The sequence below is a fragment of the Embleya sp. NPDC059237 genome (assembly GCF_042754105.1).
GTDB lineage: Bacteria > Actinomycetota > Actinomycetes > Streptomycetales > Streptomycetaceae > Embleya.
On the sequence record NZ_JBHZAE010000021.1, the window covers coordinates 161,158 to 183,959 of the forward strand.

The following is a 22,802-nucleotide window of genomic DNA, read 5'->3' on the forward strand; positions in this document are numbered from 1 at the left end:
TCAGCCTAGGTACGACTCCGATCATGGGGAACGGCAATATCGATGTGTTCGACATAATCGATCGTTATGGGCAACGATCTTCAGATCTCCGACCTGCGGGCCTTCGCCGCGGCGGTGCGGGCGGGCAGTCTCACCCGGGCCGCCGTCGCCCTGGAGTCGAGTCAGCCGGCGATCAGTCAGCGGATCCAGCGCTTGGAGCGAGCCGCCGGCAAACACCTCATGATTCGAGACACGCGCGGCGTGCGACTCACCGAAGCCGGTGAGTCGCTCCTGGCCTATGCCGAACGTATCCTCGCGCTCCACGAGGAGGCTCGCGCATCGGTCGGGCATCGTGGCGCGACACCCACCGGTCGACGCACCGTCGGCTTCCTGGAAGACCTCGCGATCACCACGCTGCCCACCGCACTCGCCGACTTCGCCATGCTCTACCCGCGCATCGACCTCGAAGTGCTCATCGGCCCGGCGAGGGAGCTGCGCCGGCATGCCGAACGCGGCGGACTGGACCTCGTGTTCGGCGACCCGAGCGTCATGGGCGAGGCCGAGCTGCGCTGGCAGCGTCGGGTGCCGCTGGTCTGGACCTGCGCTCCCGGCTTCGATCCACGGACCGATCCGCTGCCACTGGCGCTGTTCTCCCAGCCGTGTCAATGGCGGCAGCCGGCACTGGACACGCTGAGCAGGCACGGCCGCCGCTGGCGGATCGCCTTCCAGAGCACCAGTCTGTACGCCGTACAGGCGGCGATCTCCGCCGGGATCGGAGTCGGCGCGCTGATGGCGGAGAACCTGCCCTCGGGCGCCGTGCGGCTCGGCGAACAGCACAACCTCCCACCCGCGCCGACGGTCGAGATCGCCATCTCCCGGCGGGCCGACACGGACACCGATCGGTCCCTCGTCGCCCTGGAACGCATCCTGCGCCGTCTGGTGGCCGTCGCCGAGTGAACCGCTTCCGGCCATGTCGAACCGGTCCCGGCCGTCAGGGATGGCCGACGGCGCGGCGCAGGATCTCGCGAGGTTCACCGGTTCGTCGCGGGTCGCGGTCCAGGCGAGATGCCAGTCGGGGCGCACCAGGGCGAGGGCGGTGGGCGGGTAACCTCCTCCCGGTCGCGGGGGCTACCTCGATTCGGCGTGGATGCCGGTCATCAATGCGGCCAGGTCCTCGGGGGCCAGGAAGGAAGGCGGGGGTGGCGGGCCCCAGTTGAACAGGCCCTTGGCTCCCTCCAGGACCTCCGGTGTCCACAGTTGGTCGTCGACCACGCAGTCCATGTCGGAGTAGTACTCGCTGAAGTTGCCCGCCGGGTCCTTGAGATACCAGAAGAAGTTCGACCCGGCGTGGTGGCGGCCCAGGCCCCAGACGTGGCGCTCGGGGTGGTCCTCCAGCATGGCGGCGGCGCCGCGGCCGACCTCGTCGATGTCGTCGACCTGCCACGAGGAATGGTGCAGGAACGCCACCGGCGCGGCCAGGACCAGGATGTTGTGGTGGTCGGTGGAACAGCGCAGGAACGCCCCGTGGTCCTTGATGTAGTCCGATGCCTTGAAGCCGAGCCCGTCACGGAAGAAGGCGGTGGTGGCGTCGAGGTCGGTGGTGCCGACGACGGCGTGTCCGAGCTTGCGGGGGCGGACCGGTTCGGTACGCAGGACGCCGGGTGCGCGGGAGCCCGTGCGCTCGACGCGGCCGGGACCGTTGTAGGCGGTGGGCGCGACCGGTTCCTGCGTCGGGCGTGGGGCGATTTCCAGGACGGCGCGCACGGCCGTGGGCGTGTCGTATGCGGTCAGTGCCCCGTCTGCGATGTGGCAGTCGACGCCGAGCCGCTTCAGGCGGGACGCGCTCGCCGCCAGGTCGTCGGGGGTGTCGACGCCGACCCTGACCTCCACCAGACGGCGGGTCGGCGCGTGCACGATCCTGAGCTGACGCCCGGCGTCCTGGGTGGTGAACCAGCCGTCTCCGTCCGGGGTCAGGCCGAAGTCCGCGTAGTAGGCGGCGGTCTCGGTGACATTGGGGACCCCCATGGTGATGGAGGTCAGTCGGTGCAGTGCCACAAGAGGACTCCCTTGTCGGTCGACGCCCGGTCTCAGGCCACGAAGGTCTGGCGCAGTTCGCCGATGCCTTCGATGGTGCTGACGAGTTCGTCGCCCGCGGCCAACCAGCGCTGCGGGTTCCGGCCGAGGCCGACGCCCGCGGGGGTGCCGGTGAAGATCACGTCGCCCGGCAGGAGCGGCAGCACGGCGGAGAGACGGGCGACAAGTGTGGGCACGGAGAAGATCAGGTCACGGGTGCGGCCCTTCTGGACCTGTTCCCCGTTGATCGCGCAACGCAGTTCGAGGTCGTCGGGATTGTCGAACTCGTCCGGTGTCACCAGCCACGGTCCCATGGGCGCGAACCCGGGATACGACTTGCCGAGGCTGAACTGCGGTGCCGGGCCCGCCAGTTGGATCACCCGTTCGGAGATGTCCTGGCCGACCGTCAGCCCGGCGACGTGGCTCCAGGCGTCCTCCTCGCGGACACCGTGAGCACGACGTCCGATGACCGCGACCAGTTCGACCTCCCAGTCGGTGTGGCCGTTTGCCGGCAACTTCACCTCGGTGACGGGTCCGCTGATGCTGGTGGCGAACTTGGTGAAGACCGGCGGGAGTTGCTCGGGCACGGTGAACCCCGACTCGGCGGCGTGGTCCCGGTAGTTCAGGCCGATCGCCAACGTCTGCCGCGGCGCCGGGGCCGGCGCGCCCAGTTCGCCGTGCTCGAACGCCACGCCGGCGGGAAGGTCGCCGGCGGCCCAGGTACAAAACTCCTCCCACCGCTCGTAGACGGCCTGGGGGTCGGCGGAGAAGCGGCCGTTGCTGCTCCGTTCGACGTCGACGGCCTTGCCGTCGACGATCAGGGCCAGCCGGCCGGAGAGGTTGGCGATGCGCATGACGGATCTCCCGGAGGAATGGGTGGGGCGGGTCACTCGCGCGCCTCACCCAATAATTAAGCATGATGATTATTCAGATTTTGCGGCGGCGAGAGCCACAGCGTCAAGAGCTGAGGCAGAATGAACATGGTGAATACAGCGGTCCGATACAGAGGGAGTGGACGTGCCAGTCGATCCGGACAGCCTCGCGCCGACCAGGAGGCCGGGAGCCGCCTCTCGTGACAGCCCCACCGCGGCCGGCCCGCGCCCGGGCGGCGGCTCGGCGGGCGCTCGAAGCACCGGGAGATCTCCCCGACCGGCGGGCTCGGGGCGCGCCGAACGGGCGGCGCAGCAGGTCACGGAGTTGATCGAGACCGCGCCCCCCGGTTCCCGGCTCGGCACGAAGGAGGAACTGCGCACTCTCTGCGAGGTGTCCGTGGGCACCTTCAACGAGGCCCTGCGGCTCCTCCAGGCCCGGGGTCTGGTCAATGTGAAACCCGGCCCGGGCGGGGGGCTCTTCAGCGCCGAGCAGTCTCCCATGGTCCGTCTCGGCAACTCGGTCCTGGCACTCGACGCGCAGCAGAACGACGTCGCCGAGGCGGTGCGCATCCGCAACGCACTGGACCCGCTGCTCATCGAGGACGCACTCTGGTACGCCTCCCCCGCCGAGATCGCCGCACTGCGCCCGCACATCACCACCATGGAGAGCGCCGTGGGCGACGCCGACCCGGTCGCGTTCGTACACGCCAACTGGCGCCTGCACGCCGCGATCGCCGCGATCAGCCCGAATGCCTTGCTCGGTTCGCTGTACACGCACCTGTTGGAACTGATCGAGACACACACCCTGTCGGTACTGCCGACCGGCGATCAACCCCTGGGCGAGTACATCGCCGACCGCCACGCACTGCACCGCGACCTGGTGGACGCCCTGGACCGACGCGACCGCGACGAGGCCCTTCGGCTCATCCACGAACACAACACCACCCACGACACCACTCCCGCGTATGCGGCGCCCCCCGAGGGGAGTTCGACCTCGCACCGGCGGCCCTGAGCCCGTCCTCCGCCACGGATTCGGACTTACCGGCCGACCTCGAGACCGGGCGCCATTGGCTTGACGAGTTTCGGCCTGGTGGAACTTTGCCGGCCGGGTGTTCGATTTCGCCCTATTGGGTAGGACATGAGTCCATTGTCGACCGACTTTGAGCCCATTCCTCACCGGAGGTTTTGTCATGCGCCTGCATGCCATCACGTTTTATGCGCCCGCCGCTGCGGCCCTGCTCGCTCTGGCCGTACCACCGGGGACCGCTCACGCGGCCACCGGCAACTTCTTCTACCGGCAACAACCCGGAGACATCGAGCGCATCCTGACCAATCCCGTGAACGACGTGTGCATTCCCCTGGGAAACGGCGGAGGCCCGATCTCCAACCAAACCGACCGAGTGGCCAATGTGTACTTCGCGAACAACTGCACCGGCGGGATCTTCGGATTCTTCAACCCCGGCACCAACGGCACATTGCCCGAGTATCACAGTGTGAAGTTCACCGAGTTTCCGCCGTGATTGCCGTTGGATCGTCGGGGAGCGCCGTACCCGTGGGTGGTGGGTATCGGCGTGACCCGACGGTGTGAGAGGGCGCGTCGGCCGATCGGATGACTTCGGTGTCGACCGACCGTCGCCGGGGGATCGGCCGAGGCGCCGACGGCGGGTCGGGGGGACGGGCGCAGGATGGGAGACGCCATGCTGCCCCGTGGAGGAGCCCGTCATGACCGAACGTCCCCTGTCCCCGGCCGACCACGCCCTGTCGGATGCCGCCGGCCGCGGTGATCTCGACGGTGTGCGTGCCGCGCTCGCCGCGGGCGCCGATCCGGCGGCGCGGGACGACCGCGGTCGCACGGCGCTGTTGTGCGCCGCCCTCGCCGATCACGTGGCCGTTGCCGAGGTGTTGGTCGAGGCCGGGGCGGACGTCGATGCCCGCGACGATCGACTGGACAGCCCGTGGCTGGTCACGGGGGTCACCGGCAGCGTGGCGATGATGCGCGCGCTGCTGGTGGGCGGGCCGGACGTCACGCTTCGGAACCGGTTCGGCGGGGTGTCGGTGATCCCCGCCGCCGAGCGTGGGCACGTCGGATACGTCCGCGCCGTGCTCGCCGAGACCGCCATCGACGTCGACCATGTCAACGACCTCGGCTGGACCGCCCTGCTGGAGGCCGTCATCCTCGGCGACGGTGGGCCGGCCCATCGTGAGGTGGTGGACGTCCTGCTCGCCCACGGCGCCGATCCGCTGCTGCCGGACGGCGACGGCGTCACCGCCCGGGCCCATGCCGAGCGTCGCGGCTTTCGGGAGATCGCCGCCGCTCTGCGGGCCGCGGAGCAACGCATCGACGACTCGCGCCGGGACGGGGCGTGACCGCCCGGGACCGCGCCGCTCGGGCCGGCGTACTCGGCGTGCCGGCCGCCGTCCTGCTCGCCGGCTGTGGTGGATCCACGCCCGCCCGGGCTCCGGCACCTGCCGCGACCTCCGCCGCCTCGGCCCCGGCCGCTCCGGGTTCGCCCGCGACGACCCTGCTCGTCACCGACTTCGGCGCCGACACCGTCACCTTCGTCGACCCCTCCCGCACCGGCCGCGCCGCCGACCTCGGCTCGGTCCGGGTCGGCACCGCGCCGTACGGGCTCGTGGTCGCCCCCGACGGCACCCGGATCCACGTCGGCGTCAACGTGCCCGGCGACGACGGCGCGCCGGAAGTCGTCGACACCGCAACCCGCGCCGTCACCCGGGTCGTTCCGGTCCGCCGCCGCCCCTTCGACGTCGACGTCTCCGCCACCGGCCGATCGACTCCGACGTCGACGCCGGCCCGTCGCTCACCATCCGCGCCCCCGACGGAGCCGAACACGTCGTCCCCCTCGACGGGCCCCACGAGAGCGTCACCCTCTCGCCCGACGGCCGCACGGCCTACGTCTCCGGCGGCTTCACGCGCGACGGCAGGTGGAATGGCCTCACCCTGGTCGACACCACCACCGGCACCACCACACGCCTACCCGTGGGCCGACTCCCGCTCGCCATCGCCGTGCTCCCGTGACGCCCGAGCCTCTCGGTGGGCCAGTACGTCGCCCATGTGCGCTTCGGCCCAGTGCTTGAGGTCGACCATGACGCGGTTCAGGGACAAGCCGAGGTCGGTCAGTTCGTAGGTGACGGTGACCGGCACCGTGGGTGTGACCGTACGCGTGACCAACCCGTCGACCTCCAGGGAGCGCAGGGTCTGGGTGAGCATCTTCTGGCTGGCGCCCGCGAGTCGGCGGGACAGTTCGGAGAAGCGCATCGACCGAGGGCCGTCTCCGTGGTCGACCCCGGGACGGTGCGGGCCGTCGCTGCCGAGCGCCGCGAGGATCAACGCGACCCACTTGTCGGAGATCCGGTCGAGCAGTTGGCGGCTGGGGCAGCCCGCCATGAACGCGTTGTAGCTCGCCTTCTCCTCGGCCCGTCGCTGGGCCGCCGTCCGGGTCGACATCGATCGCACCTTCCTCACCCGAGGGGGGCATAGGCACTTTCGAGTGCCTGCTTCCGCCAAGAGGTTAACGAAACCAGCATGGAGCTCGTAAACGATCACCCCTCCGCAAGGGAACAACGCCATGAATGCCGCCACTTTCCGCACCGCCGTCGTCCGCGTCCCGAACGGGCCCGACTCGATCGAGATCATCGACGTGCCCGTCGCCGAGCCCGGTCCCGGCCACGTCCGCGTCGCCGTCGCCGCGGCGACGGTCAACCCCACCGACCTCGGTGTCGCGGCCGGCTTCTTCCACACGATCGGACTGGTCAAGCAGCCCGAACACACCGGACTGGGCTGGGAGTTCGCCGGCGTCGTGGACGCGGTCGGGTCGGGGGTGGACCTGGCCGTCGGCACCCGGGTGGCCGGCCTGGTGGTCGGCTTCGACCGCGACTACGGCACCTACGCCGAGCAGATCGTGGTCGCGGCGGCCGACGTTGCCCGGGTCCCCGACGAACTGGACCTGGTCGCCGCGGCCACGGTCCCCCTCAACGGGTCGGCCGCCGCGCATGCCGTCGACCTGCTCGGCGACGCGCCCGCCGGCGCCGGCCGCCTGCTGGTGACCGGCGCGGCAGGGGCGGTCGGGGCGAACGTCGCGGTCCTCGCCCGGGAACGCGGTTGGCAGGTGACCGGGCTCGCCCGTACCGGCGACGAGGAGTTCGTCCGCGGCCTCGGCGCCGACTTCACCACACACGCCGAGCCGGAATGGGACGCGGTCGTCGACCCGGCGCAACTCAACGACCAGGCCCTCGCGTTGGTCCGCGACGGCGGCGCGTACGTCGGCCTGCGGCCCGGCCTCGAACCCGCCACCGAGCGCGGAATCTCGGTCGCCTCCGTGTTCACCGCCTCCGACCCCACCCGTCTCGCCGACCTCCTCACCCGCGCCGCCGCCGGCGAACTCCCGACCCGCGTCCACGCCGTCGTCCCGCTGGAACGGGCCGCCGAGGCACACCGGGCCACGGCCGAGAGCGGCCTCCGGGGCCGCTACGTCATCCGCCCCTGACCGGCCCGGCGCCGAGCGCACCACCCGCCCGCGATCACCGGCGCCGGCCGACCCTTGGCCTTGGCCGGCCACGACATCGGCGAATACGACTCCGTCGTCGTGTCACACCTCCAACGCGCCTGCCCTCCTTGGCCGGTCGGGGCAACCCATGCCGCTCCCGGGAGCCGATTCGGCGGCGCGTTCCGCTCCGTGCGGGGTGATCGCGGGCATGATGTGGGCCATGACTCACATCGCCCGTCGCATGTTCGAGCTCCTGGAGCCGTGCCGCGGCGGGGTTGTTCGTGATCAACGTACGCGGGACACTCAGCCCGCACTCGGCCGCCACGCGCAGTTGCAGCGGCTTGTACTCGGCGTCCGCCGCCTCGGCCGCAGCGCGGGCCGGATCGCTCGCAGTGGTCGGGGCGGGCGATCCGGCGGCCTGATCGGTGCTACGGCACGGTCAGGACGACCTTGCCGGTCACCCGTCCCGTGTCACCCAACATGTGGCCCTTGGCGGCCTCGGCGAGGGGGAACACGGCCTCCACGACGGGGCGCAGCGATCCGGCGTCGATCATGGCGGCGATCGCGCGCATCCCTTCCTGGTCGGCTTCGACGAGCATCGGCCGTACCCGGACACCCGCCGCGGCGCGTGTCGCCCGGTCGGCCAGGTCGTCGGGCAGTTGGGTCAGGGCGATCGACACGAGTTGTCCGCCCGGCGCGAGTACGCTCAGCGACCGCGCGGCGGTGTCGCCGCCGAGGGCGTCCAGCACGATGTCGACGGGTTCGATCGTGGTGAAGTCCCGGGTCCGGTAGTCGATCATCTCGTCGGCGCCGAGCGAGCGGACCACGTCGTGCTTGGCGGCGCTCGCCGTCCCGATGACGTGGGCGCCGCGCGCCTTGGCGATCTGTACCGCGAAATGGCCCACCCCGCCGGCGGCCGCGTGCACCAGCACCCGCTGACCGGGCCGCACCCCGGCGGTGTCGACGAGGGCCTGCCACGCGGTGAGCGCGGCCAGCGGCACGGCCGCGGCCTGCGCGTGGTCGAGGCTTTTCGGCTTGGCGGCCATCGCCCGCGCGGGGGCCACGACGTACTCGGCGAAGGCCCCGGCCCCGGACGGGTACGGCAGCATGCCGAACACCTCGTCGCCCGGCTCGTGCAGCGTCACCCCGATGCCGATCGCCTCGACGGTGCCCGAGACGTCCCAGCCCAGCACCAGCGGAAGCCGGCCCAGGAAGCCGGCGAATCGGCGGTGCTTCCAGTCCGTCGGGTTCATGCCGGCCGCGTGTACCCGCACCAGGATCTCGGAGGGGCCCGGCACCGGCCGGGGGGATTCGATCTCGTGAACGACGTCGGGCCCGCCGTACACGTCCTGGCTCATCGCCTTCATGGTGCTCTTTGCTTCCTGTGCGGTGGTGGCATCCGTGCTTGTCATGGGACCCAGCATGTCCGCGATGCGACCAGGCAAAACAGTGGCCCGAAGGTCATCATATGCAATGATCGGGCCATGGCCATCGTCGGTGCATCGCCCACTTCCGTTGCGCTCGGGTCGGACTCCGAGCCGTTCTCGTGCATCCCCGCGCCGGTCTCGGACGAGCCCGCGCCGGTTCCACACCGCGTCGTGGTGCTGGCCGTCGACGGCGTGATCCCGTTCGAGCTGAGTCTCGCCGCGCGCCTGTTCGGCGCCGCGACGGACGCCGCGAACCGGCCGCTGTACGACGTCGTGACCTGCTCGATCGACGGGCGCCCCGTGCGCACCGCGGCGGACTTCGCGATCACCGTCGAACACGACGCCGCGGTGCTCGCGAGCGCGGGCACGGTGGTCATCCCGGCGTCCGAACGATTCGCGGAGATCGTCGACGGCGCCGCGATACCCGCGCCACTGGCCCGTGCGCTGCGCCTGATCCCGCCCGACGCCCGCATCGTCTCGATCTGCATCGCCACCTACGTACTGGCCGCCGCGGGCCTGCTCGACGGCCACCCGGCAACCACGCACTGGCGGCACGCGGAGCGCCTGGGCCACCTGTATCCGCAGGTCAGCGTGACCTCCGACGTGCTCTACGTGGACGCCGGCCGGGTCCTGACCTCGGCGGGCGCAGCCTCCGGGATCGACCTGCTCATGCATCTGATCCGGGTCGACCACGGCAGCGCGGTCGCCAACCTGGTCGCGCGCCGCTGCGTGGTGCCACCACAGCGCGAGGGCGGCCAGGCGCAATACGTCGAACGCCCCGTACCCCCGACCGCCGACACCGGCACATCCGCCACCCGGGCCTGGGCCCTGGAACGGCTGCACGAACCGCTGTCGCTGGAAGACCTCGCCCGACACGCGGGCATGAGCCGCCGCACCTTCACCCGCCGCTTCCGAGCCGAGGTGGGCCAAAGCCCCGGCCAATGGCTCACCCGGCAACGCGTGGACCTGGCCCGGGAGTTGCTGGAAACCAGCGACCTACCGGTATCCCGCATCGCCGAACGCGCCGGCTTCGGCACCGACGTCTCCCTACGCCAACACCTACACACCGCAATCGGCGTCTCCCCAGGCACATACCGCCGAACCTTCCGAACCTGACTTCTCCCCCGCAGCGGCGCCGCTCCGGCCCTCCGAGGGAGTCACCGAAGCGGCGGCCATCCGGGTGAGCGGGTGTCGAGAGCCCTGAGACGCCGACCGACGCCTCCGTGCGCTGGTGGGATTCACGCTGACGAGCACGTGGACGAGATGAGCAGGGGCCGGGTGTGTGGCCGGGGCCTCGAAGCGGGGAGTGGCTCATACGACATCGGTGGGCGGGGTGCGGGATCCGGCCGGTCGAGGTACCGAATAGTGCGTACTTCCGCCCCGGGCGGTCGCGATCTACGGTCGCATGGATCAATCGGTCGAACGAAACCGGCCGACCACCGCACCGTCTGCTGCCGTGGTTGCTCGGCGTTTTGGTATGAGAGGGAACAGCACATGAGGATCGGCGTACTGGGCACGGGCGAGGTCGGACGACGGCTCGCCGGCAAGCTCGCGTCACTGGGTCATCAGGTCACGCTCGGCTCCAGGACGGCGGACAACGCCGAGGCCAGGCAGTGGGCGGCGGACAACGGCGGCGCACACGGCACCTTCGCCGACGCGGCCGGCGCCGGCGAACTCGTGGTGAACGCGACCGGCGGCCTGGTGTCGGAGGCCGTGCTGGAGGCGGCGGGGGCCGACAATCTGCGCGGCAAGATCCTCGTCGACGTATCCAACGCACTCGACTTCTCCGAGGGGTTCCCGCCCAAGGTCTTCACCCCGGACGGCGGCAGCCTCGCCGAGCACCTGCAAAAGGCGTTCCCCGAAACCCGGGTCGTCAAGACCCTCAACACGATGAACAACACGGTCATGGTCGAGCCCGGTCTCGTACCCGGCCACCACAACGTATTCCTCAGCGGCGACGACGAGGCCGCCAAAGCCGAAGTGGCGACCCTGCTGGGCTCCTTCGGCTGGACCCCCGCCCAGATCATCGACCTCGGCGACCTGTCCAGTGCCCGCGCGACGGAACTCCTGATGCCTCTGTGGCTACGCCTGTACGGGGTCCTGGGCCCGGTCGACTTCAACATCGCGGTCGCCATCGCCCCCACCGCCGACCCGGCCTCGACCCACGCATGACCCGGGTCAGGCGCAACGGGTAACCGACCACCACCGTCGCCGGGGGCGCCGGCCCACCCGGCCCGACGCCCCCGGTCACGCCGAAACCCGGTCGCCCCGTGGGAGACTGGGTTGGTGATCGGGCAAGGGGCCTCCCCGGGGGCGTTTGTGGCGACGTTGGATGCGTACGATCTCGGGGCGGGCTCGGGGGGCGTTCATCGTGGGCTGCCTTCGTCCACCGTGTCGATCACCATTCCCGAGGACGACTTTCTCGAGGTCGGGTGGGTCGCGCGTCCGGCCTCGCGCAGCCGCCACCGCGCGGTGGTGGCCGGCCTGCACTTGGATGCGGCCGAGTTGCGACAGCGAGGCTGCACCCGTGGTGTGTTCGTCACGCTCGATCCCCTGGGTGCCAGGGCGTTGCTGGGGCTGCCTGCGTCCGCCCTGGCCGGACACGTGGTCGACCTTGCCGACATCGTTCCCGCGCTCGCGGATCTCCCGGAGCGGCTGGCGGCCTGCCGGACCTGGCCGCAACGTCGCGCGCTGGTCGAACGGTCCCTGCTGGCCGGCCTGGCCCGGCACGGTGCGCGCGACAACGCCCGCGAACTGCGTGCCATGCTCACAGCCCTGGCCCGCACCGCCCGGGTGGACGAGGCCGCTCGCCGACTCGGATGTTCCAGGCGGCACCTGAGCACCAGGGTTCGTGCCGAGTGCGGGGTGACGCCGAAGGAGTACCAGCGTCTGGTCCGCTTCGAAACCGTCCGCCGCCGGCTCGCGGCCGTCGGCACCGCAGGGGCCGGTCTGGCGGACGTGGCCGCCGCGTCGGGGTTTGCCGATCAGGCGCATCTCTCCCGGGAGTGGCGGGCCATGGCCGGGTACACACCCACCGAGTGGCTGCGCGCCGAAGGCCCGTCCGCGAGGAAACCGTCCGCCCACCACCGGTCCTCCGGCGGGGCGACCGCGTCCGGTTGACTTTCCGCCGGGCCGGAGACCGCGGCCGATCCCAAATGTTCAAGACTCGGCCGCCGCCCCGCCTCATGATCGGTACATGACACAAACCCGAATCCTCCCTCGCCTGATCGTGTCCGACCCCGACCGTGCGTCGGCCTTCTACCGCGAAGTCCTCGGCGCCGAGGAAGTGTTTCGTGCGCCGGGCGACGACGGCCGCCCCACCGTGGTGGAACTCCGCCTCGGCGGGTGGTCGTTCCGGGTCTCTCCCGTCGTTGCGGCATGGGGGTGGGTATCACCACGTGATCTGGGCGGCTCGCCGGTCCTGCTGGAGATCGAGGTCGACAACCCGGACGAGGTCGGCGAACGCATGACCGCCCACGGGGCCGAGGTGGTCGTGGCCATCGAGAACCGGCCGTACGGGAAACGTTCGGGTCGCATCCGTGACCCGTTCGACCATCTGTGGATCGTCACCGGAGAGCCCGCCCTCGACGACATCCACGCGAACTGACCACACCTCGCCCCGGAGTGGACCGGACGCAGGTGCATGCGCTCGCCCGCCCCACACAGTGGCCGATGCAACGCCAACCGCGGCGTTCCCAGCCCCGAGGGCACGTGCCTTCGCCCGCGTCCCCATAATGTCGCCGTGACCCTCCCCCTCCCCGAGCCCGCGCCGCTCGCGGCTTCCGCAACGCCGGCGATGCCCGCGACGCCCGCGACACCGGCCGCCCCGGTGGAGTCCACCGTGCGGGTGTCCACCCTGGAGCTGTTCTTCGACCTGGTCTTCGTGTTCACGGTGACCCAGCTGACCGCCGCGATCGCGCACGAGTTGAACCCGACCGGGATCACCCGGGTGGTGCTCATGCTCGCGCTCATCTGGTGGATGTACAGCGGCTACGTGTGGCTGACCAACACCGTGCCGCCGACCACGCCCCTGCGCCAGACGCTCCTGATGGTCGGGATGGCGGGCTTCCTCGTGGTCGCGTTGGCCGTTCCGCACGCCTTCGACGGGACCGGGGAGGCGTTCGGATTCGGGTACCTGATGTTGTCCGGCGTGCACTTCGCGATGTTCCTCGCCTCCGGCGGCACCCGGCAGGCGTTCATCCGGATCGCCCCGTTCAACATGTCCAGTACCGCCTTGATCGTGCTCGGCGGCTTCCTCGACACCAATGCGCAACTCGCGGCATGGGCCGCCGCGCTGGTCGTGCAGATCATCACGCCCTACGTCGCCGGCAACGACGGCTTCCGGTTGAGCGTCCCGCACTTCGTGGAACGGCACGGTCTGGTGGTGATCGTCGCGCTCGGCGAGTCGGTGATCGCGATCGGCGTCGGCGCGCAGGGCCTCGCGCTGAACGCGACCCTGATCGCGACGGCGGCATCGACCCTGACGGTGTGCTTCGCCATCTGGTGGGCGTACTTCGGCGCCGAGGACGACGAGCACGCCGTCGTCGCGGTCCTGGAACGCATGGAGCCCAGGGCCCGCAATCTGCGCGCGCTCAACATCCACGGGTACGTGCACTACGGACTGCTGCTCGGCATGCTGCTGTTCGCGGCCGGCGTCAAGGGCGCGATGGCGCATCCGTCGGACCACCTCGATACCGCGCATGCGGGCACGCTGGTGGGCGGACTCGCGCTCTTCCTGGCCTCGGTCGTCGTCATCCGTCGGACCTTCGGGATCACCCCGAACGGCTACCGGATCGGCGCCGTGCTGACCCTGCTCGCCACCATCCCGATCGGCCGCTTCGGCTCGGCCCTGGCCCAGATCGCCGCCATCGCCGCGATCCTGATCGCGTACGGCACGCTGGAAACCCGCCATCGCCGGCGGCACCCGGCGGGTCCGCTCGACGTACACACCGGTTCCGTGACGTCGGTTCGGCCCGGGTAACCGCGCCCGGGAAACCGCGGCCCGGGAAGTGCGTCCGGGAACTCCGAACAGCGGGCCGGGCGTTGCGCCCATGAACCGGATCGTGCCCACGTCGGCGTGGGAACGGCGCAGACCGAGGAGGGCGCGATGACCCGGCGACACGTCGCCGTACGTCCTCCCCGCGTCGGCTCCCCCGCTACCCACCGGCGCCGCGGCGCACATGCCCGCGTCCGCACCGCGCGCTTCCGGCGCGATGGATGGCTCGGGGCGTTGCTCGCCGTCGCCCTCGCCCTGCTCGGCGCGTTGGCCGCCCCCGCATCCGCCCACGCGGCCGACGGCGCGCCCGACCGCACCTCCACCTCCGTCTCCGCGCACACCGCCGCCGACCCGGGGCACGTACGCGACGTCGCCGACGAGGCGACCCGCGACGTGCGCCGTGGTCCGCCGGCACCGCTCGCGGCCCGCGACCTCCACGACGAGCGGCACCACCTCCACCACCCCCACGACGCGGCGCTCACCGGCCGCGCCGGCGCGCTGCCGCCGCCCCCGGGGCATCGAACCTCCGCGCTCGGCGCCGACGCCGATCCTTCGCCGCGCCGTTTCGCGCTCCCGCCGGGCCGCGCTCCACCGTCTCCCCGGGCTCCAGACCTTCCCTGAGTCCGATCGCCGCGCGCCGACCACCGGCCGCGGTGTATCCGTGGAGACCATCCTTGCCACGTGCCACCAAGGTGCGGGCGTTGTTCGCCCTCGCCATCCTCGCCATGTCCACCTACATCGCCGCCACCATGCCACCGCGCCTGGGCCTCGACCTGCGCGGCGGTACCGAGATCGTGCTGGAGACCCGGGACTCGCCCACCGCGAAAGCCGACCGCGACGCCACCGATCGAACCCTGGAGGTGCTGCGTCGTCGCGTCGACGCGCTCGGCGTCTCCGAACCCACCCTGGTCCGCTCGGGCGAGCGACGCATCATCGTCGAACTCCCGGGCGTGCAGGACCCGCGCCGCGCCGCCGAGGTGCTCGGCCGTACCGCACAACTCACCTTCCATCCCGTTCTCGACGTCGTCGACCCGACCGGCGCCCCGACCGCGGCCGACGCCGAGGGACGCCAGGTGTTGCCCGACGAGTCGGGCCGAATGCTGAAACTGGACGCGTCCCGGATGACCGGAGCCGACGTCGACCGCGCCCGGGCGCTGCTGGATCCGGCCGGTGGCCGGCACGTCACGCTCGACCTGCGCGGTCGGGGCGAACGGGCCTGGGCCGCACTCACCGCGGACGCCGCGTGCGCACCGTCGGGAAGCCCCGCGCGACGCGTGGCGATCGCCCTGGACGGCAGGGTCGTCTCCTCGCCCCAGGTCGAGCAGTCGGTACGCTGCGGCACCGGCATCCTCGGCGGATCCACCCGTATCACCGGCGACTTCGACAAACGTGCGGCGCGCGAACTGGCGCTGTTGATCAACGGCGGCGCGCTGCCGGTACCGGTCGAGACCGTCGAACACCGCACCGTGGGGCCCACGCTGGGCGAACGGGCCATCGAGGCCGCGATGTGGGCCGCGATCGTCGGCGCCGCGCTGACCGCGCTGTTCATCGCGTGCGTGTACCGCCTGCTCGGCGTCCTCGCCGCGCTTGCCCTGGTCGGCTACGGGCTGATCGCGTACGCCGCCCTGGTCGGCGTCGGCGCCACCCTCACCCTGCCGGGACTCGCCGGGTTCGTACTGGCCGTCGGGATGGCGGTCGACGCCAATGTGCTGGTGTTCGAACGGGCCCGGGAGGAATACCTCGCGCGAACCGCACCGGCCCTGCGTCCGTCGCTGACCCGAGGTTTTCGCAACGCGTTCGGCGCCGTCGCCGACTCCAACGTCACCACCCTGATCGCCGCCGGCCTGCTGTTCTTCCTGGCCGACGGCCCGGTGCGCGGATTCGGGGTGACGCTGGGCATCGGCGTGCTCGCGTCGATGGTCAGCGCGCTGGTGGTCACCCGGGTCCTGGCCGAGTTCGCCGTGACGCGCGCGGCGGTCCGGCGCCGGCCCCGAATCAGCGGCATCGCGCACGCGGGCCGGGTGCGCGAGTGGCTGGGCCGGCGCGATCCGAACCTCATGCGGTATCGCCGACGCATGATGGCCGTATCCGGCGTGCTCGCGCTGGGCTTGGCGGTGTCCGGCGTGGCGGTACGGGGCGTCGACTTCGGCGTGGAGTTCACCGGGGGCCGGCTCGTCGAGTACGCGACCACACAGGCGGTCGATCCGGACCGGGCGCGGGCGGCACTCGCCGACGCCGGATTCCCCAAGGCCGTCGTACAGGCGTCGGGCGATCACGAACTCACGGTACGTACGGGCAAGCCGACCGACGCCGAGGAGGCGCGGATCACCGCGACGGTCGTCGAACTCGGCCACGGCGCGGAGAAGGTGCGCGACGAGTTCATCGGGCCGAGCCTGGGGAAGGAGCTGCGGCTCAAGGCCACGATCGCCCTCGGGGTGGCTCTCGCCGCCCAGATGGCATACCTCGCGGTGCGGTTCCGCTGGACCTTCGGGGTGGCCGCGGTCGTCGCGATGGCGCACGACGTGCTGATCGTGGTGGGCGCCTTCGCGTGGCTGGGACGTACCGTCGACGCGGTGTTCCTCGCCGCGCTGCTCACCGTGATCGGCTACTCGGTCAACGACTCCGTCGTCGTCTTCGACCGGATCCGCGAACTGCGCCGCGCACCGAGTGAGCGCTCGCTCGCCCGGATCGCCGACACGGCGGTGTTCCAGACCCTGCCGCGCACCGTCAACACCGGTTCGGGCGCGTTGTTCGTCCTGATCGCACTGGCGGTGTTGGGCGGCGACTCACTGGCCGACTTCGCACTGGCGCTGCTGATCGGCGTGGTCGCCGGTACGGTCTCCACGGTAACCGTCGCCACACCCGCGGCAGTCGCACTGGAGTCACGCACGACACCCGCGCCACCACGCACGCCCCGCCCCCAACCCTCCCCCGACCCCCACGGCGGGCGCGTCCCCCGCCCCGGCCGCACCCCACACGACAACGGCGCCCGTATCTGACCTCACCGACCGCCCCGCCGCGGCAGGCCCGCCCCCGGCGCAGCCTGCCGTGACGGTGCGCTCCACATGGCGGCTTCGAGCAGCGATCAACCGCCCGGTCGACGACGCGTGTCGAGCCGCCGGCCGAGCAACGCGACCGCCTCGCCCAGCAGGGCGATCTCGCGGGTGGTCAGGTTGGGGTCGGCGCGGCGGAAGCGTACGGCGTGGTCCAACGCGTCGGGAGGCACGGCGTCGACGGTGGCCAGGAACGCGGTGAGGAACTCGGCGGCGAGCGCGGCCTCCGTCCAGGCGGGGTCGACCGCGACCTGGGCAAGGATCAGCGCGGATACGGCGACGTCGAACTCGGGCCGGCCCTCTCGGGAGTTGCGCCAGTCGATCACCACCGGCCCGCGCGCTTCGAGCATGATGTTCGCCGGGTGCAGATCCAGGTGCACCGGATGCTCCCTCGGCCTGCCCGGGATTCGTGGCGGCAGCGCGTGGAGGCGGGCGAGCAGGTCGGCCAGCTGTTCCGCCGCCGCCGACGTGGTGATCTCCCCGCTGCCCAGCGCCTGCAACATGGTCGGACCGGTGAGTCGTTCGAGGACCAGATCGCCGCCCTCGGCCGAGTAGACCCGTGGTACCGGAAATCCCAACCCGCCCACGTGGGCCATCATCGAGGCCTCGGCGGCCACGTCGCCTCCGTCCCGATACCGGCGCAGGACGCGCTGCGCGTCGAGAGCGAAGACATCGGCATCACGGCCGGTCGCCACCATCACGAGGTCGGTCACAGCGCGACTGTACTGTCGTACGCCGAAGCGCGCGCAAGGCTTCGGCGCCCGGACGGCCGCCATCACCCTCACCTCCGGGTACCTGGGGCCGTGGCAGCCAAGTCGCCGACCTGGTTCGCGATTTCGGGCCACAGAGCGGCGGGGAGATCGTGGCCGACGCCCGGATAGGTCACCAGGCGGGCCCCGTCGACGGCCTTGGCGGTGGCACGGCCCGCGGCAACGCGCAGGATCGGGTCCTGCTCCCCGTGCAGGACCAGTGTGGGTCGGCGCAGTTCCGCGAGCTTGGCTCCGTGCCACTGGGCGCCGATCTGGCGGCTCTGCGCCTTGGTGTCGCGCGGGCCGCTGTCCACCTCGGCCTCGACCCACGCACGTGCCGCGGCCTCGTCGAACGGGTAGGCCGGTGAGGCGATTTCGCGCCAGACGGTGAGGGCGGCCTCGATGTCTCCCTCGCGGCCCTCGGGGAATTTCGCGCGGGCGAGCCTGGCGAGCAGCCCGAAACGCAGGTAGCGCAGTACGCGCAGCCCCGAGACGTCGCTGGGGAGGGCGGCCGACGAGGTGACGCTGAGCACCCGGTCGGGGTGGCGCAGCGCGATGCGCTGCGCGATCACTCCGCCCAGGGAGTGGCCGAAGACGTGGGCGCGTTCCCAGCCGAGTTCGTCCATCACGGCGATGGCGTCGTCGGTCATGTCCTCCGAGGTGTAGGCGTCGCCGCGCTTGCCGAACAGGGCCTTGAACGGGTTGGTGGTGGCGGTGTCGGGCATCCGGGTCGACTCGCCGGCGTCGCGCTGGTCGTAGCGGGCCACCGCGAACCCGGCGTCGGCCAATGCCCGACACAGTCCGAGCGGCCACCAGAAACGGGCGGTGGCCAGGCCCATGACGAGCAGCAGCGGTTCGCCCTCGGAGCCCTCCAGCCGATCGAAGGCCACCTGCACGTCGCCGTTGTGCGCATACCGGGTCGGGGTCCAGTCCTGTTGCGGCCGGCTCGAGGGCATGTCGACTCCCTTTCATCTACTGCGATCGATGTTCGCAGTCCAGGTGTGCCCTAAGGTACTGCATACGTCGTTCGCAGAACAGGAGGGGTCATGACCGAGCCGGCCGCCCACAGCATCTGGCTGCGCCCCGAGCGCGCCACCCGCGGCCCCGTACCGACGTTCGACCGCGATCGCATCGCCGCCGCCGGCGTGGCCCTCGCCGACACGAACGGCCTGCCCGCCGTCACCATGCGCGCGGTGGCGGACGCCCTCGGGGCCGGACCGGCGTCCCTCTACCGCTATGTGGCCACCCGTGACGAACTGCTCGAGCTGATGATCGACCGGGTCAACGGCGAGATCTCCTACACCGAACTCGGCTCCGGACTCTGGCTCGACGACCTGCTCGCCCTCGCCCGGCAGAGCAGGAGCGTCCACCTCGCGCACCCGTGGCTGCTCGACGCCACCGCCACCAGAACACCGGTCGGACCGCACGCGGTCACCTACCTGGAACACGCCCTCACCGTGCTCGCCGACCTCGACGTGGCCCCCCGTACCAAACTGGAAGCCATCGCGATCCTCAACGCCGTCATCGCCGCCCTGACCCGCGCCGAGGTGACCCGACATCTCGCCGGACAGACCATCCCCCAGTGGCAACAGGCCCAGGCGGAATACCTCACCCGGGTCGCCATGGCGGGCCGACACCCGCACCTCGCCGCCGCCCTGGCCGGACAGCCCCCGGAGGAGGAGTCGACGGACGCGCTCTTCGACCGCATCATCACCCGCCTACTGATCGGACTCCTGAGCCCCGACGACATCGCGACGACCCCGGCACCCGACCTCACGGAGCCGGAGCCGGCCGGCGCCGACTGATGCGCTGCGGTCGTCGTCGACAGGGGCCGGATCGGCACTCGGTGCATCGTGGTGGTCGTCCGGACGTACCGGCCGGCCGGAGTACGAACCGGCCGGCCCGTCGGGGCGCGTCAGGGTGGGGGCAGGGTCGGGTCCTGGGCGACCGGGTTGCCGTTGGCGTCGAAGATGGTTCTGCTCCAGCGTTTGTCCCACTTGTCGCCCACGGTTCGCGGCACCTTGCCGGCCGGATAGCGCACGGTGCCCGGCGGCGGATCCCGGTCGTCGGGCACACATTGTCTGCCCGTGGCGCTGCCGATCTGCTTGACCGGGTACTCCCCGCCACCGCAGACGTGCTCCTGGAAGGCGTCGCAGCCGGCGGTCGACGAGCCGGCGAGGATTGCGGCGAGCGCGACAGCGAGGAGTCGAGCCGGGTGTCCGGCCGGGAGCCTGCGCACGATCGGGACCTCTCCTCCCCGTCGGTCGAATCATCGTGTCGCGAAGGTCTGCCCCCGACGTGGTTACGCATACTCGAATCGCGGTAAAAATCGGGCAGTTGGGCTTCGAACCACCGGGACGGCGTGGTGCGAGCCGGTCGCCCGGGGGTGTTCCGGTCGTTCACACATCCGGGTGTTTCGTGGCCAGATGGTAGCGGCCGGAGTGGAAGACCAGGGGTTCCCCGCCGGGCGCCTCGTAGTGTTCGACCTCGCCGATCATGACGACGTGGTCGCCGGCGTCGACGAACTGCACCGTCCGGCACTGAAATCGGGCAACGACCCCTTCCAGCAATGGAGTTCCGGCGATGCCGTCGGTGGTGGGGGTGTCCGCGAACTTGTCCTCGGCCGGGGTGGCGAACCGGCTGGAGAGCTGGTGCTGGTCGGCGGCCAGCACGTGGACCGCGAAGTGCGTGGCCGACCTGAAGTGGGGCAGGCTCGGCGCGTTCGCACCGGGACACCACAGCACCAGGGGCGGGTCCAGGGACACCGAGGTGAAGGAGTTCGCCGTCATCGCCACCCGCCGGCCGTCCGCGCCCCGGGCGGTGACCACGGTGACGCCGGTCGCGTACTGCCCGAAGGCCCGGCGCAGCGGATTCCCGGGCGGCCGCGCGTCGGCCTGCCCGGCCCCGGCCCGCCCCGGGCCGCCCTGCCCACCCCCGCCGACGACGGCCACGCCCGTCACGCGCTGCTCCCCACGGTCGCCGCCTGCTCGCCGCCCGCCCGAACCGCCTGCGCCGTGCCCGCCGACACCGCGGCGGCGTCGAGGTAGACCCGGGCCGCGTCCGGGTCCATGAACCACTGGAAGAAGTCACGCGGATCGTCGAAGCCGTTGGCGAAACGGTGGGCGATCCGGGAATCGCCGCCCGCCGCGCCCAGGAGTTCGAGCACGTGCTCGGGCGGCGCGCCCAGCATGGCGTTGGTCCACGCCGCGACGTACTGCGCGTAGTCCCAGTACCGTTCGAACGTCCCCTGCAGGAAGGCGCCGTCGAAGGGTCGCTCGCCGTGCTCCAGGATGCTCGCCAGGTACGAGGCCGCGCACTTGCTCGCGTTGTTGGAACCCTGCCCGGTGATCGGGTCGTTGAGCACCACGACGTCGGCCATCCCCAAAACGAGGGCGCCGGAGGGCAGTTGCCCGACGGGCTTGCGCACCGTGGGCGGGAAGCGGCCGGCAAGCACACCGTTGGCGTCGGTCGGCGCGACGTCGGCGCAGCGCTCGGCCTCCCAGGGCAGGTGGGTACGCAGGATCCGCAGGGAGCGCTCGACGTGCTCCTCGGTCGAGGCGACGTCCGCCCAGCAGTCGAGCGGGCCGCCGGGAACACCCTCGAAGACCATGATGTCGCACGGTCCGGTGGTGGTCAGCGCCGGGAAGGTGAAGTATTCGCCGACTCCGGGAATCAGGTTGAAGGCGACCGCGGAGTACTCGTCCCTGGGGGTCATCCCGGTGACGTACGTGAGCGCCAGGGCGCGCTGCGGCCGGTCGAACGTCGAGCGCTGGGCGTCCCGTTCGAACAGGCCGGCGATCCTGCCCTTGCCCGCGGCGACGATCACCAGGTCGGACTCGCGGGCGTAGGACTCCAGATCGGTCACATCCGCCTCGCGCAGTTCGATCCGGCCGCCGCGCCGCTCGAATTCCGCCAGCCAGGCCGGCATCTTGACCCGCTGGTCGACCGAGCGGGCCGCGGCGTCCAGCCGTGAGGCCCAGGAGATCGCGGTGCCGCCGCGACCGTCCGGTACGACGAACGAGATGCCCTCGACGGGGGGACAGTCCCGGTCCCACAGGTTCAGGCCCAGGTTGTGTTCGTGGGCGAGCGCGGTACCGAACATGCACTGGCTGGACATGATGCGACCGTCGCGGATCTGCTCCGCGGTGCGGTCGGTCACCAGGGTCACCCGGTAGCCGTGCGTCAGCAGTCCGATGCCGAGCTGGAGGCCGGCCTGTCCGGCCCCGATGATGGTGATGTCGCGCATGGGCGTGTTCCTCCGGTCCTGAGGGTCCTGATTACTGGCTGATCACTGCTTGATCACTGCCTGTTCACTCTGCCTCGTCACTGCGTGCTCACTCGGCGAGTTTCGCGATCGCGGGAACGAGACCTTCCGGGCCGATGGCCGAGTAGCCGCCGTCGACGGCCCAGTCGGCGCCGGTGACGAAGGACGCCTCGTCGGAGCAGAGGAAGACGACCACACGGGCGACCTCCTCCGGGTCGCCGACGCGGCCGAGGGGGTGGAAGGGCGCGGCGACGCGGTCCGTCTTGGCCCGGTCGCCGTCGGTGAGCGTGTCCATGACCTTCGACCAGGTCCAACCGGGACTCACCGAGTTGACCCGGATGTTGTCGCCGGCCAGGTCCACCGCCATATTGCGGGTCAGCTGCATCAGGGCGGCCTTGCTCACCGGATAGAGCCACCGCCCGGGCTGGGCGACCCGCCCGGAGATGGAGGTGAAGTTGACGATGGCCCCGCCGCCCTGTGCGAGCAGATGCGGATGTACGGCCCGGGCCAGCAGCGCCGCACTCGCCACGTTCACGTCGAGGGCCGTGTGCCACTGGTCGCGGGTCGAGGCGAAGCCGTCGTCGACGTACGAACAGGCCAGGTTCACCAGCACGTCCAACCGGCCGAACGCGTCGACCGCGCGGGCGACGCAGTCGGCGACCTGCGCGTCGTCGGTGATGTCGGTGCGCAGGAACAGAACACCGGCGTCCATTTCGTCCGTCAATTCACGGCCGCCGTCCTCGTCGATATCCGCGACGACGACATTCGCGCCCGTCGCACGGAATGCGCGAACGACCGCTTTCCCGATAATCGTCGACCCGCCGGTAATGAGCGCGGTCTTGACCGACAATCCACTCATGCTGTCTCCTGTGTCCTTGCCGGGA

At 71.2% G+C, this 22,802-nt stretch carries 23 protein-coding genes and 1 pseudogene; 14 read left to right on the plus strand and 10 right to left on the minus strand.

Features of this window, described 5'->3' with window-relative positions; all coding sequences use genetic code 11:
* Positions 1–66: 66 nt before the first annotated feature.
* Positions 67–936, plus strand: a complete 870-nt coding sequence (locus ACFXKZ_RS43735; RefSeq protein ID WP_380010851.1) for a LysR family transcriptional regulator — start codon at positions 67–69, stop codon at positions 934–936.
* Positions 937–1,107: 171 nt separating this feature from the next.
* Here ACFXKZ_RS43735 and ACFXKZ_RS43740 read toward each other — a convergent pair whose 3' ends face one another.
* Both ACFXKZ_RS43740 and ACFXKZ_RS43745 read right to left on the minus strand, forming a co-directional pair.
* Positions 1,108–2,034: a VOC family protein gene (locus ACFXKZ_RS43740; RefSeq protein ID WP_380010854.1), complete on the minus strand. Its 927-nt coding sequence runs from the start codon at positions 2,032–2,034 to the stop codon at positions 1,108–1,110.
* 32 nt (positions 2,035–2,066) lie between these two features.
* Entirely contained in the window at positions 2,067–2,906 is an 840-nt protein-coding gene (locus ACFXKZ_RS43745; protein ID WP_380010857.1) for a fumarylacetoacetate hydrolase family protein, read from the minus strand.
* A 163-nt stretch (positions 2,907–3,069) separates the two neighbouring features.
* Here ACFXKZ_RS43745 and ACFXKZ_RS43750 point away from each other — a divergent pair, with 163 nt between their 5' ends.
* The 4 genes and pseudogenes from ACFXKZ_RS43750 to ACFXKZ_RS43765 all read left to right on the plus strand — a co-directional run bounded on the left by ACFXKZ_RS43750 (position 3,070) and on the right by ACFXKZ_RS43765 (position 5,961).
* Complete coding sequence (locus ACFXKZ_RS43750; RefSeq protein WP_380010860.1) at positions 3,070–3,936, plus strand: FadR/GntR family transcriptional regulator; 867 nt, start codon at positions 3,070–3,072, stop codon at positions 3,934–3,936.
* 178 nt (positions 3,937–4,114) lie between these two features.
* Positions 4,115–4,444, plus strand: coding sequence for a hypothetical protein (locus ACFXKZ_RS43755; protein WP_380010863.1), 330 nt, complete (start codon positions 4,115–4,117; stop codon positions 4,442–4,444).
* A gap of 202 nt (positions 4,445–4,646) precedes the next feature.
* On the plus strand, positions 4,647–5,291 hold the full coding sequence (locus ACFXKZ_RS43760; protein ID WP_380010866.1) for an ankyrin repeat domain-containing protein: 645 nt from the start codon (positions 4,647–4,649) through the stop codon (positions 5,289–5,291).
* Positions 5,288–5,961: pseudogene (locus tag ACFXKZ_RS43765) on the plus strand (hypothetical protein). Before ACFXKZ_RS43760 ends, ACFXKZ_RS43765 begins: the two are co-directional and overlap by 4 nt.
* On the opposite strand, the gene ACFXKZ_RS43770 reads toward ACFXKZ_RS43765, so the two are convergent.
* Complete coding sequence (locus ACFXKZ_RS43770; RefSeq protein ID WP_380010869.1) at positions 5,917–6,390, minus strand: winged helix-turn-helix transcriptional regulator; 474 nt, start codon at positions 6,388–6,390, stop codon at positions 5,917–5,919. The pseudogene ACFXKZ_RS43765 and the gene ACFXKZ_RS43770 overlap by 45 nt on opposite strands.
* 121 nt (positions 6,391–6,511) lie before the next feature.
* On the opposite strand from ACFXKZ_RS43770, the gene ACFXKZ_RS43775 reads away from it, so the two are divergent.
* A complete protein-coding gene (locus ACFXKZ_RS43775; protein WP_380010872.1) occupies positions 6,512–7,429 on the plus strand; it encodes an alcohol dehydrogenase catalytic domain-containing protein in 918 nt (305 codons plus the stop codon).
* Between the two features lie 428 nt (positions 7,430–7,857).
* On the opposite strand, the gene ACFXKZ_RS43780 is transcribed toward ACFXKZ_RS43775, so the two are convergent.
* Positions 7,858–8,796, minus strand: a complete 939-nt coding sequence (locus tag ACFXKZ_RS43780) for an NADP-dependent oxidoreductase (RefSeq protein ID WP_380010996.1) — start codon at positions 8,794–8,796, stop codon at positions 7,858–7,860.
* Positions 8,797–8,913: 117 nt separating this feature from the next.
* Here ACFXKZ_RS43780 and ACFXKZ_RS43785 point away from each other — a divergent pair, with 117 nt between their 5' ends.
* From ACFXKZ_RS43785 to secD, 7 genes are all read left to right on the plus strand, one after another.
* Complete coding sequence (locus tag ACFXKZ_RS43785; RefSeq protein WP_380010875.1) at positions 8,914–9,972, plus strand: GlxA family transcriptional regulator; 1,059 nt, start codon at positions 8,914–8,916, stop codon at positions 9,970–9,972.
* A gap of 378 nt (positions 9,973–10,350) precedes the next feature.
* Positions 10,351–11,028 carry an NADPH-dependent F420 reductase gene (locus ACFXKZ_RS43790; protein WP_380010878.1) on the plus strand — a complete coding sequence of 226 codons (678 nt, stop codon included), beginning with the start codon at positions 10,351–10,353 and terminating at the stop codon, positions 11,026–11,028.
* A gap of 219 nt (positions 11,029–11,247) precedes the next feature.
* Complete coding sequence (locus ACFXKZ_RS43795; RefSeq protein ID WP_380010881.1) at positions 11,248–11,976, plus strand: helix-turn-helix domain-containing protein; 729 nt, start codon at positions 11,248–11,250, stop codon at positions 11,974–11,976.
* A gap of 76 nt (positions 11,977–12,052) precedes the next feature.
* Complete coding sequence (locus ACFXKZ_RS43800) at positions 12,053–12,463, plus strand: VOC family protein (protein ID WP_380010884.1); 411 nt, start codon at positions 12,053–12,055, stop codon at positions 12,461–12,463.
* 135 nt (positions 12,464–12,598) lie between these two features.
* Complete coding sequence (locus ACFXKZ_RS43805; RefSeq protein WP_380010887.1) at positions 12,599–13,837, plus strand: low temperature requirement protein A; 1,239 nt, start codon at positions 12,599–12,601, stop codon at positions 13,835–13,837.
* A gap of 126 nt (positions 13,838–13,963) precedes the next feature.
* Positions 13,964–14,473 carry a hypothetical protein gene (locus ACFXKZ_RS43810; RefSeq protein WP_380010890.1) on the plus strand — a complete coding sequence of 170 codons (510 nt, stop codon included), beginning with the start codon at positions 13,964–13,966 and terminating at the stop codon, positions 14,471–14,473.
* A gap of 53 nt (positions 14,474–14,526) precedes the next feature.
* Positions 14,527–16,851 (plus strand): protein translocase subunit SecD, encoded by a 2,325-nt coding sequence (gene secD, locus ACFXKZ_RS43815; RefSeq protein ID WP_380010893.1) that lies wholly within the window; start codon positions 14,527–14,529, stop codon positions 16,849–16,851.
* A gap of 86 nt (positions 16,852–16,937) precedes the next feature.
* On the opposite strand, the gene ACFXKZ_RS43820 is transcribed toward secD, so the two are convergent.
* Positions 16,938–17,618 (minus strand): phosphotransferase, encoded by a 681-nt coding sequence (locus ACFXKZ_RS43820; RefSeq protein ID WP_380010896.1) that lies wholly within the window; start codon positions 17,616–17,618, stop codon positions 16,938–16,940.
* Between the two features lie 68 nt (positions 17,619–17,686).
* Positions 17,687–18,610 carry an alpha/beta fold hydrolase gene (locus ACFXKZ_RS43825; protein ID WP_380010899.1) on the minus strand — a complete coding sequence of 308 codons (924 nt, stop codon included), beginning with the start codon at positions 18,608–18,610 and terminating at the stop codon, positions 17,687–17,689.
* Between the two features lie 90 nt (positions 18,611–18,700).
* Here ACFXKZ_RS43825 and ACFXKZ_RS43830 point away from each other — a divergent pair, with 90 nt between their 5' ends.
* Entirely contained in the window at positions 18,701–19,459 is a 759-nt protein-coding gene (locus tag ACFXKZ_RS43830) for a TetR/AcrR family transcriptional regulator (RefSeq protein ID WP_380010902.1), read from the plus strand.
* A 110-nt stretch (positions 19,460–19,569) separates the two neighbouring features.
* Here ACFXKZ_RS43830 and ACFXKZ_RS43835 read toward each other — a convergent pair whose 3' ends face one another.
* The 4 genes from ACFXKZ_RS43835 to ACFXKZ_RS43850 all read right to left on the minus strand — a co-directional run bounded on the left by ACFXKZ_RS43835 (position 19,570) and on the right by ACFXKZ_RS43850 (position 22,777).
* Positions 19,570–19,893, minus strand: coding sequence for an SCO0607 family lipoprotein (locus ACFXKZ_RS43835; RefSeq protein WP_380010905.1), 324 nt, complete (start codon positions 19,891–19,893; stop codon positions 19,570–19,572).
* A gap of 160 nt (positions 19,894–20,053) precedes the next feature.
* Positions 20,054–20,614, minus strand: a complete 561-nt coding sequence (locus ACFXKZ_RS43840) for a flavin reductase family protein (protein WP_380010908.1) — start codon at positions 20,612–20,614, stop codon at positions 20,054–20,056.
* Entirely contained in the window at positions 20,611–21,900 is a 1,290-nt protein-coding gene (locus tag ACFXKZ_RS43845; protein WP_380010911.1) for a styrene monooxygenase/indole monooxygenase family protein, read from the minus strand. Before ACFXKZ_RS43845 ends, ACFXKZ_RS43840 begins: the two co-directional genes overlap by 4 nt.
* Before the next feature lie 88 nt (positions 21,901–21,988).
* Entirely contained in the window at positions 21,989–22,777 is a 789-nt protein-coding gene (locus tag ACFXKZ_RS43850) for an SDR family oxidoreductase (protein WP_380010914.1), read from the minus strand.
* Positions 22,778–22,802 lie beyond the last annotated feature (25 nt).

Coding starts and splice junctions, on each gene's coding strand:
- ACFXKZ_RS43735 (WP_380010851.1), top strand. CDS start 67: ATGGGCAACGATCTTCAGATCTCCGACCTGCGGGCCTTCGCCGCGGCG.
- ACFXKZ_RS43745 (WP_380010857.1), bottom strand. CDS start 2,906: ATGCGCATCGCCAACCTCTCCGGCCGGCTGGCCCTGATCGTCGACGGC.
- ACFXKZ_RS43755 (WP_380010863.1), top strand. CDS start 4,115: ATGCGCCTGCATGCCATCACGTTTTATGCGCCCGCCGCTGCGGCCCTG.
- ACFXKZ_RS43760 (WP_380010866.1), top strand. CDS start 4,647: ATGACCGAACGTCCCCTGTCCCCGGCCGACCACGCCCTGTCGGATGCC.
- ACFXKZ_RS43770 (WP_380010869.1), bottom strand. CDS start 6,390: ATGTCGACCCGGACGGCGGCCCAGCGACGGGCCGAGGAGAAGGCGAGC.
- ACFXKZ_RS43775 (WP_380010872.1), top strand. CDS start 6,512: ATGAATGCCGCCACTTTCCGCACCGCCGTCGTCCGCGTCCCGAACGGG.
- ACFXKZ_RS43780 (WP_380010996.1), bottom strand. CDS start 8,796: ATGAAGGCGATGAGCCAGGACGTGTACGGCGGGCCCGACGTCGTTCAC.
- ACFXKZ_RS43785 (WP_380010875.1), top strand. CDS start 8,914: ATGGCCATCGTCGGTGCATCGCCCACTTCCGTTGCGCTCGGGTCGGAC.
- ACFXKZ_RS43790 (WP_380010878.1), top strand. CDS start 10,351: ATGAGGATCGGCGTACTGGGCACGGGCGAGGTCGGACGACGGCTCGCC.
- ACFXKZ_RS43800 (WP_380010884.1), top strand. CDS start 12,053: ATGACACAAACCCGAATCCTCCCTCGCCTGATCGTGTCCGACCCCGAC.
- ACFXKZ_RS43810 (WP_380010890.1), top strand. CDS start 13,964: ATGACCCGGCGACACGTCGCCGTACGTCCTCCCCGCGTCGGCTCCCCC.
- ACFXKZ_RS43825 (WP_380010899.1), bottom strand. CDS start 18,610: ATGCCCTCGAGCCGGCCGCAACAGGACTGGACCCCGACCCGGTATGCG.
- ACFXKZ_RS43830 (WP_380010902.1), top strand. CDS start 18,701: ATGACCGAGCCGGCCGCCCACAGCATCTGGCTGCGCCCCGAGCGCGCC.
- ACFXKZ_RS43845 (WP_380010911.1), bottom strand. CDS start 21,900: ATGCGCGACATCACCATCATCGGGGCCGGACAGGCCGGCCTCCAGCTC.
- ACFXKZ_RS43850 (WP_380010914.1), bottom strand. CDS start 22,777: ATGAGTGGATTGTCGGTCAAGACCGCGCTCATTACCGGCGGGTCGACG.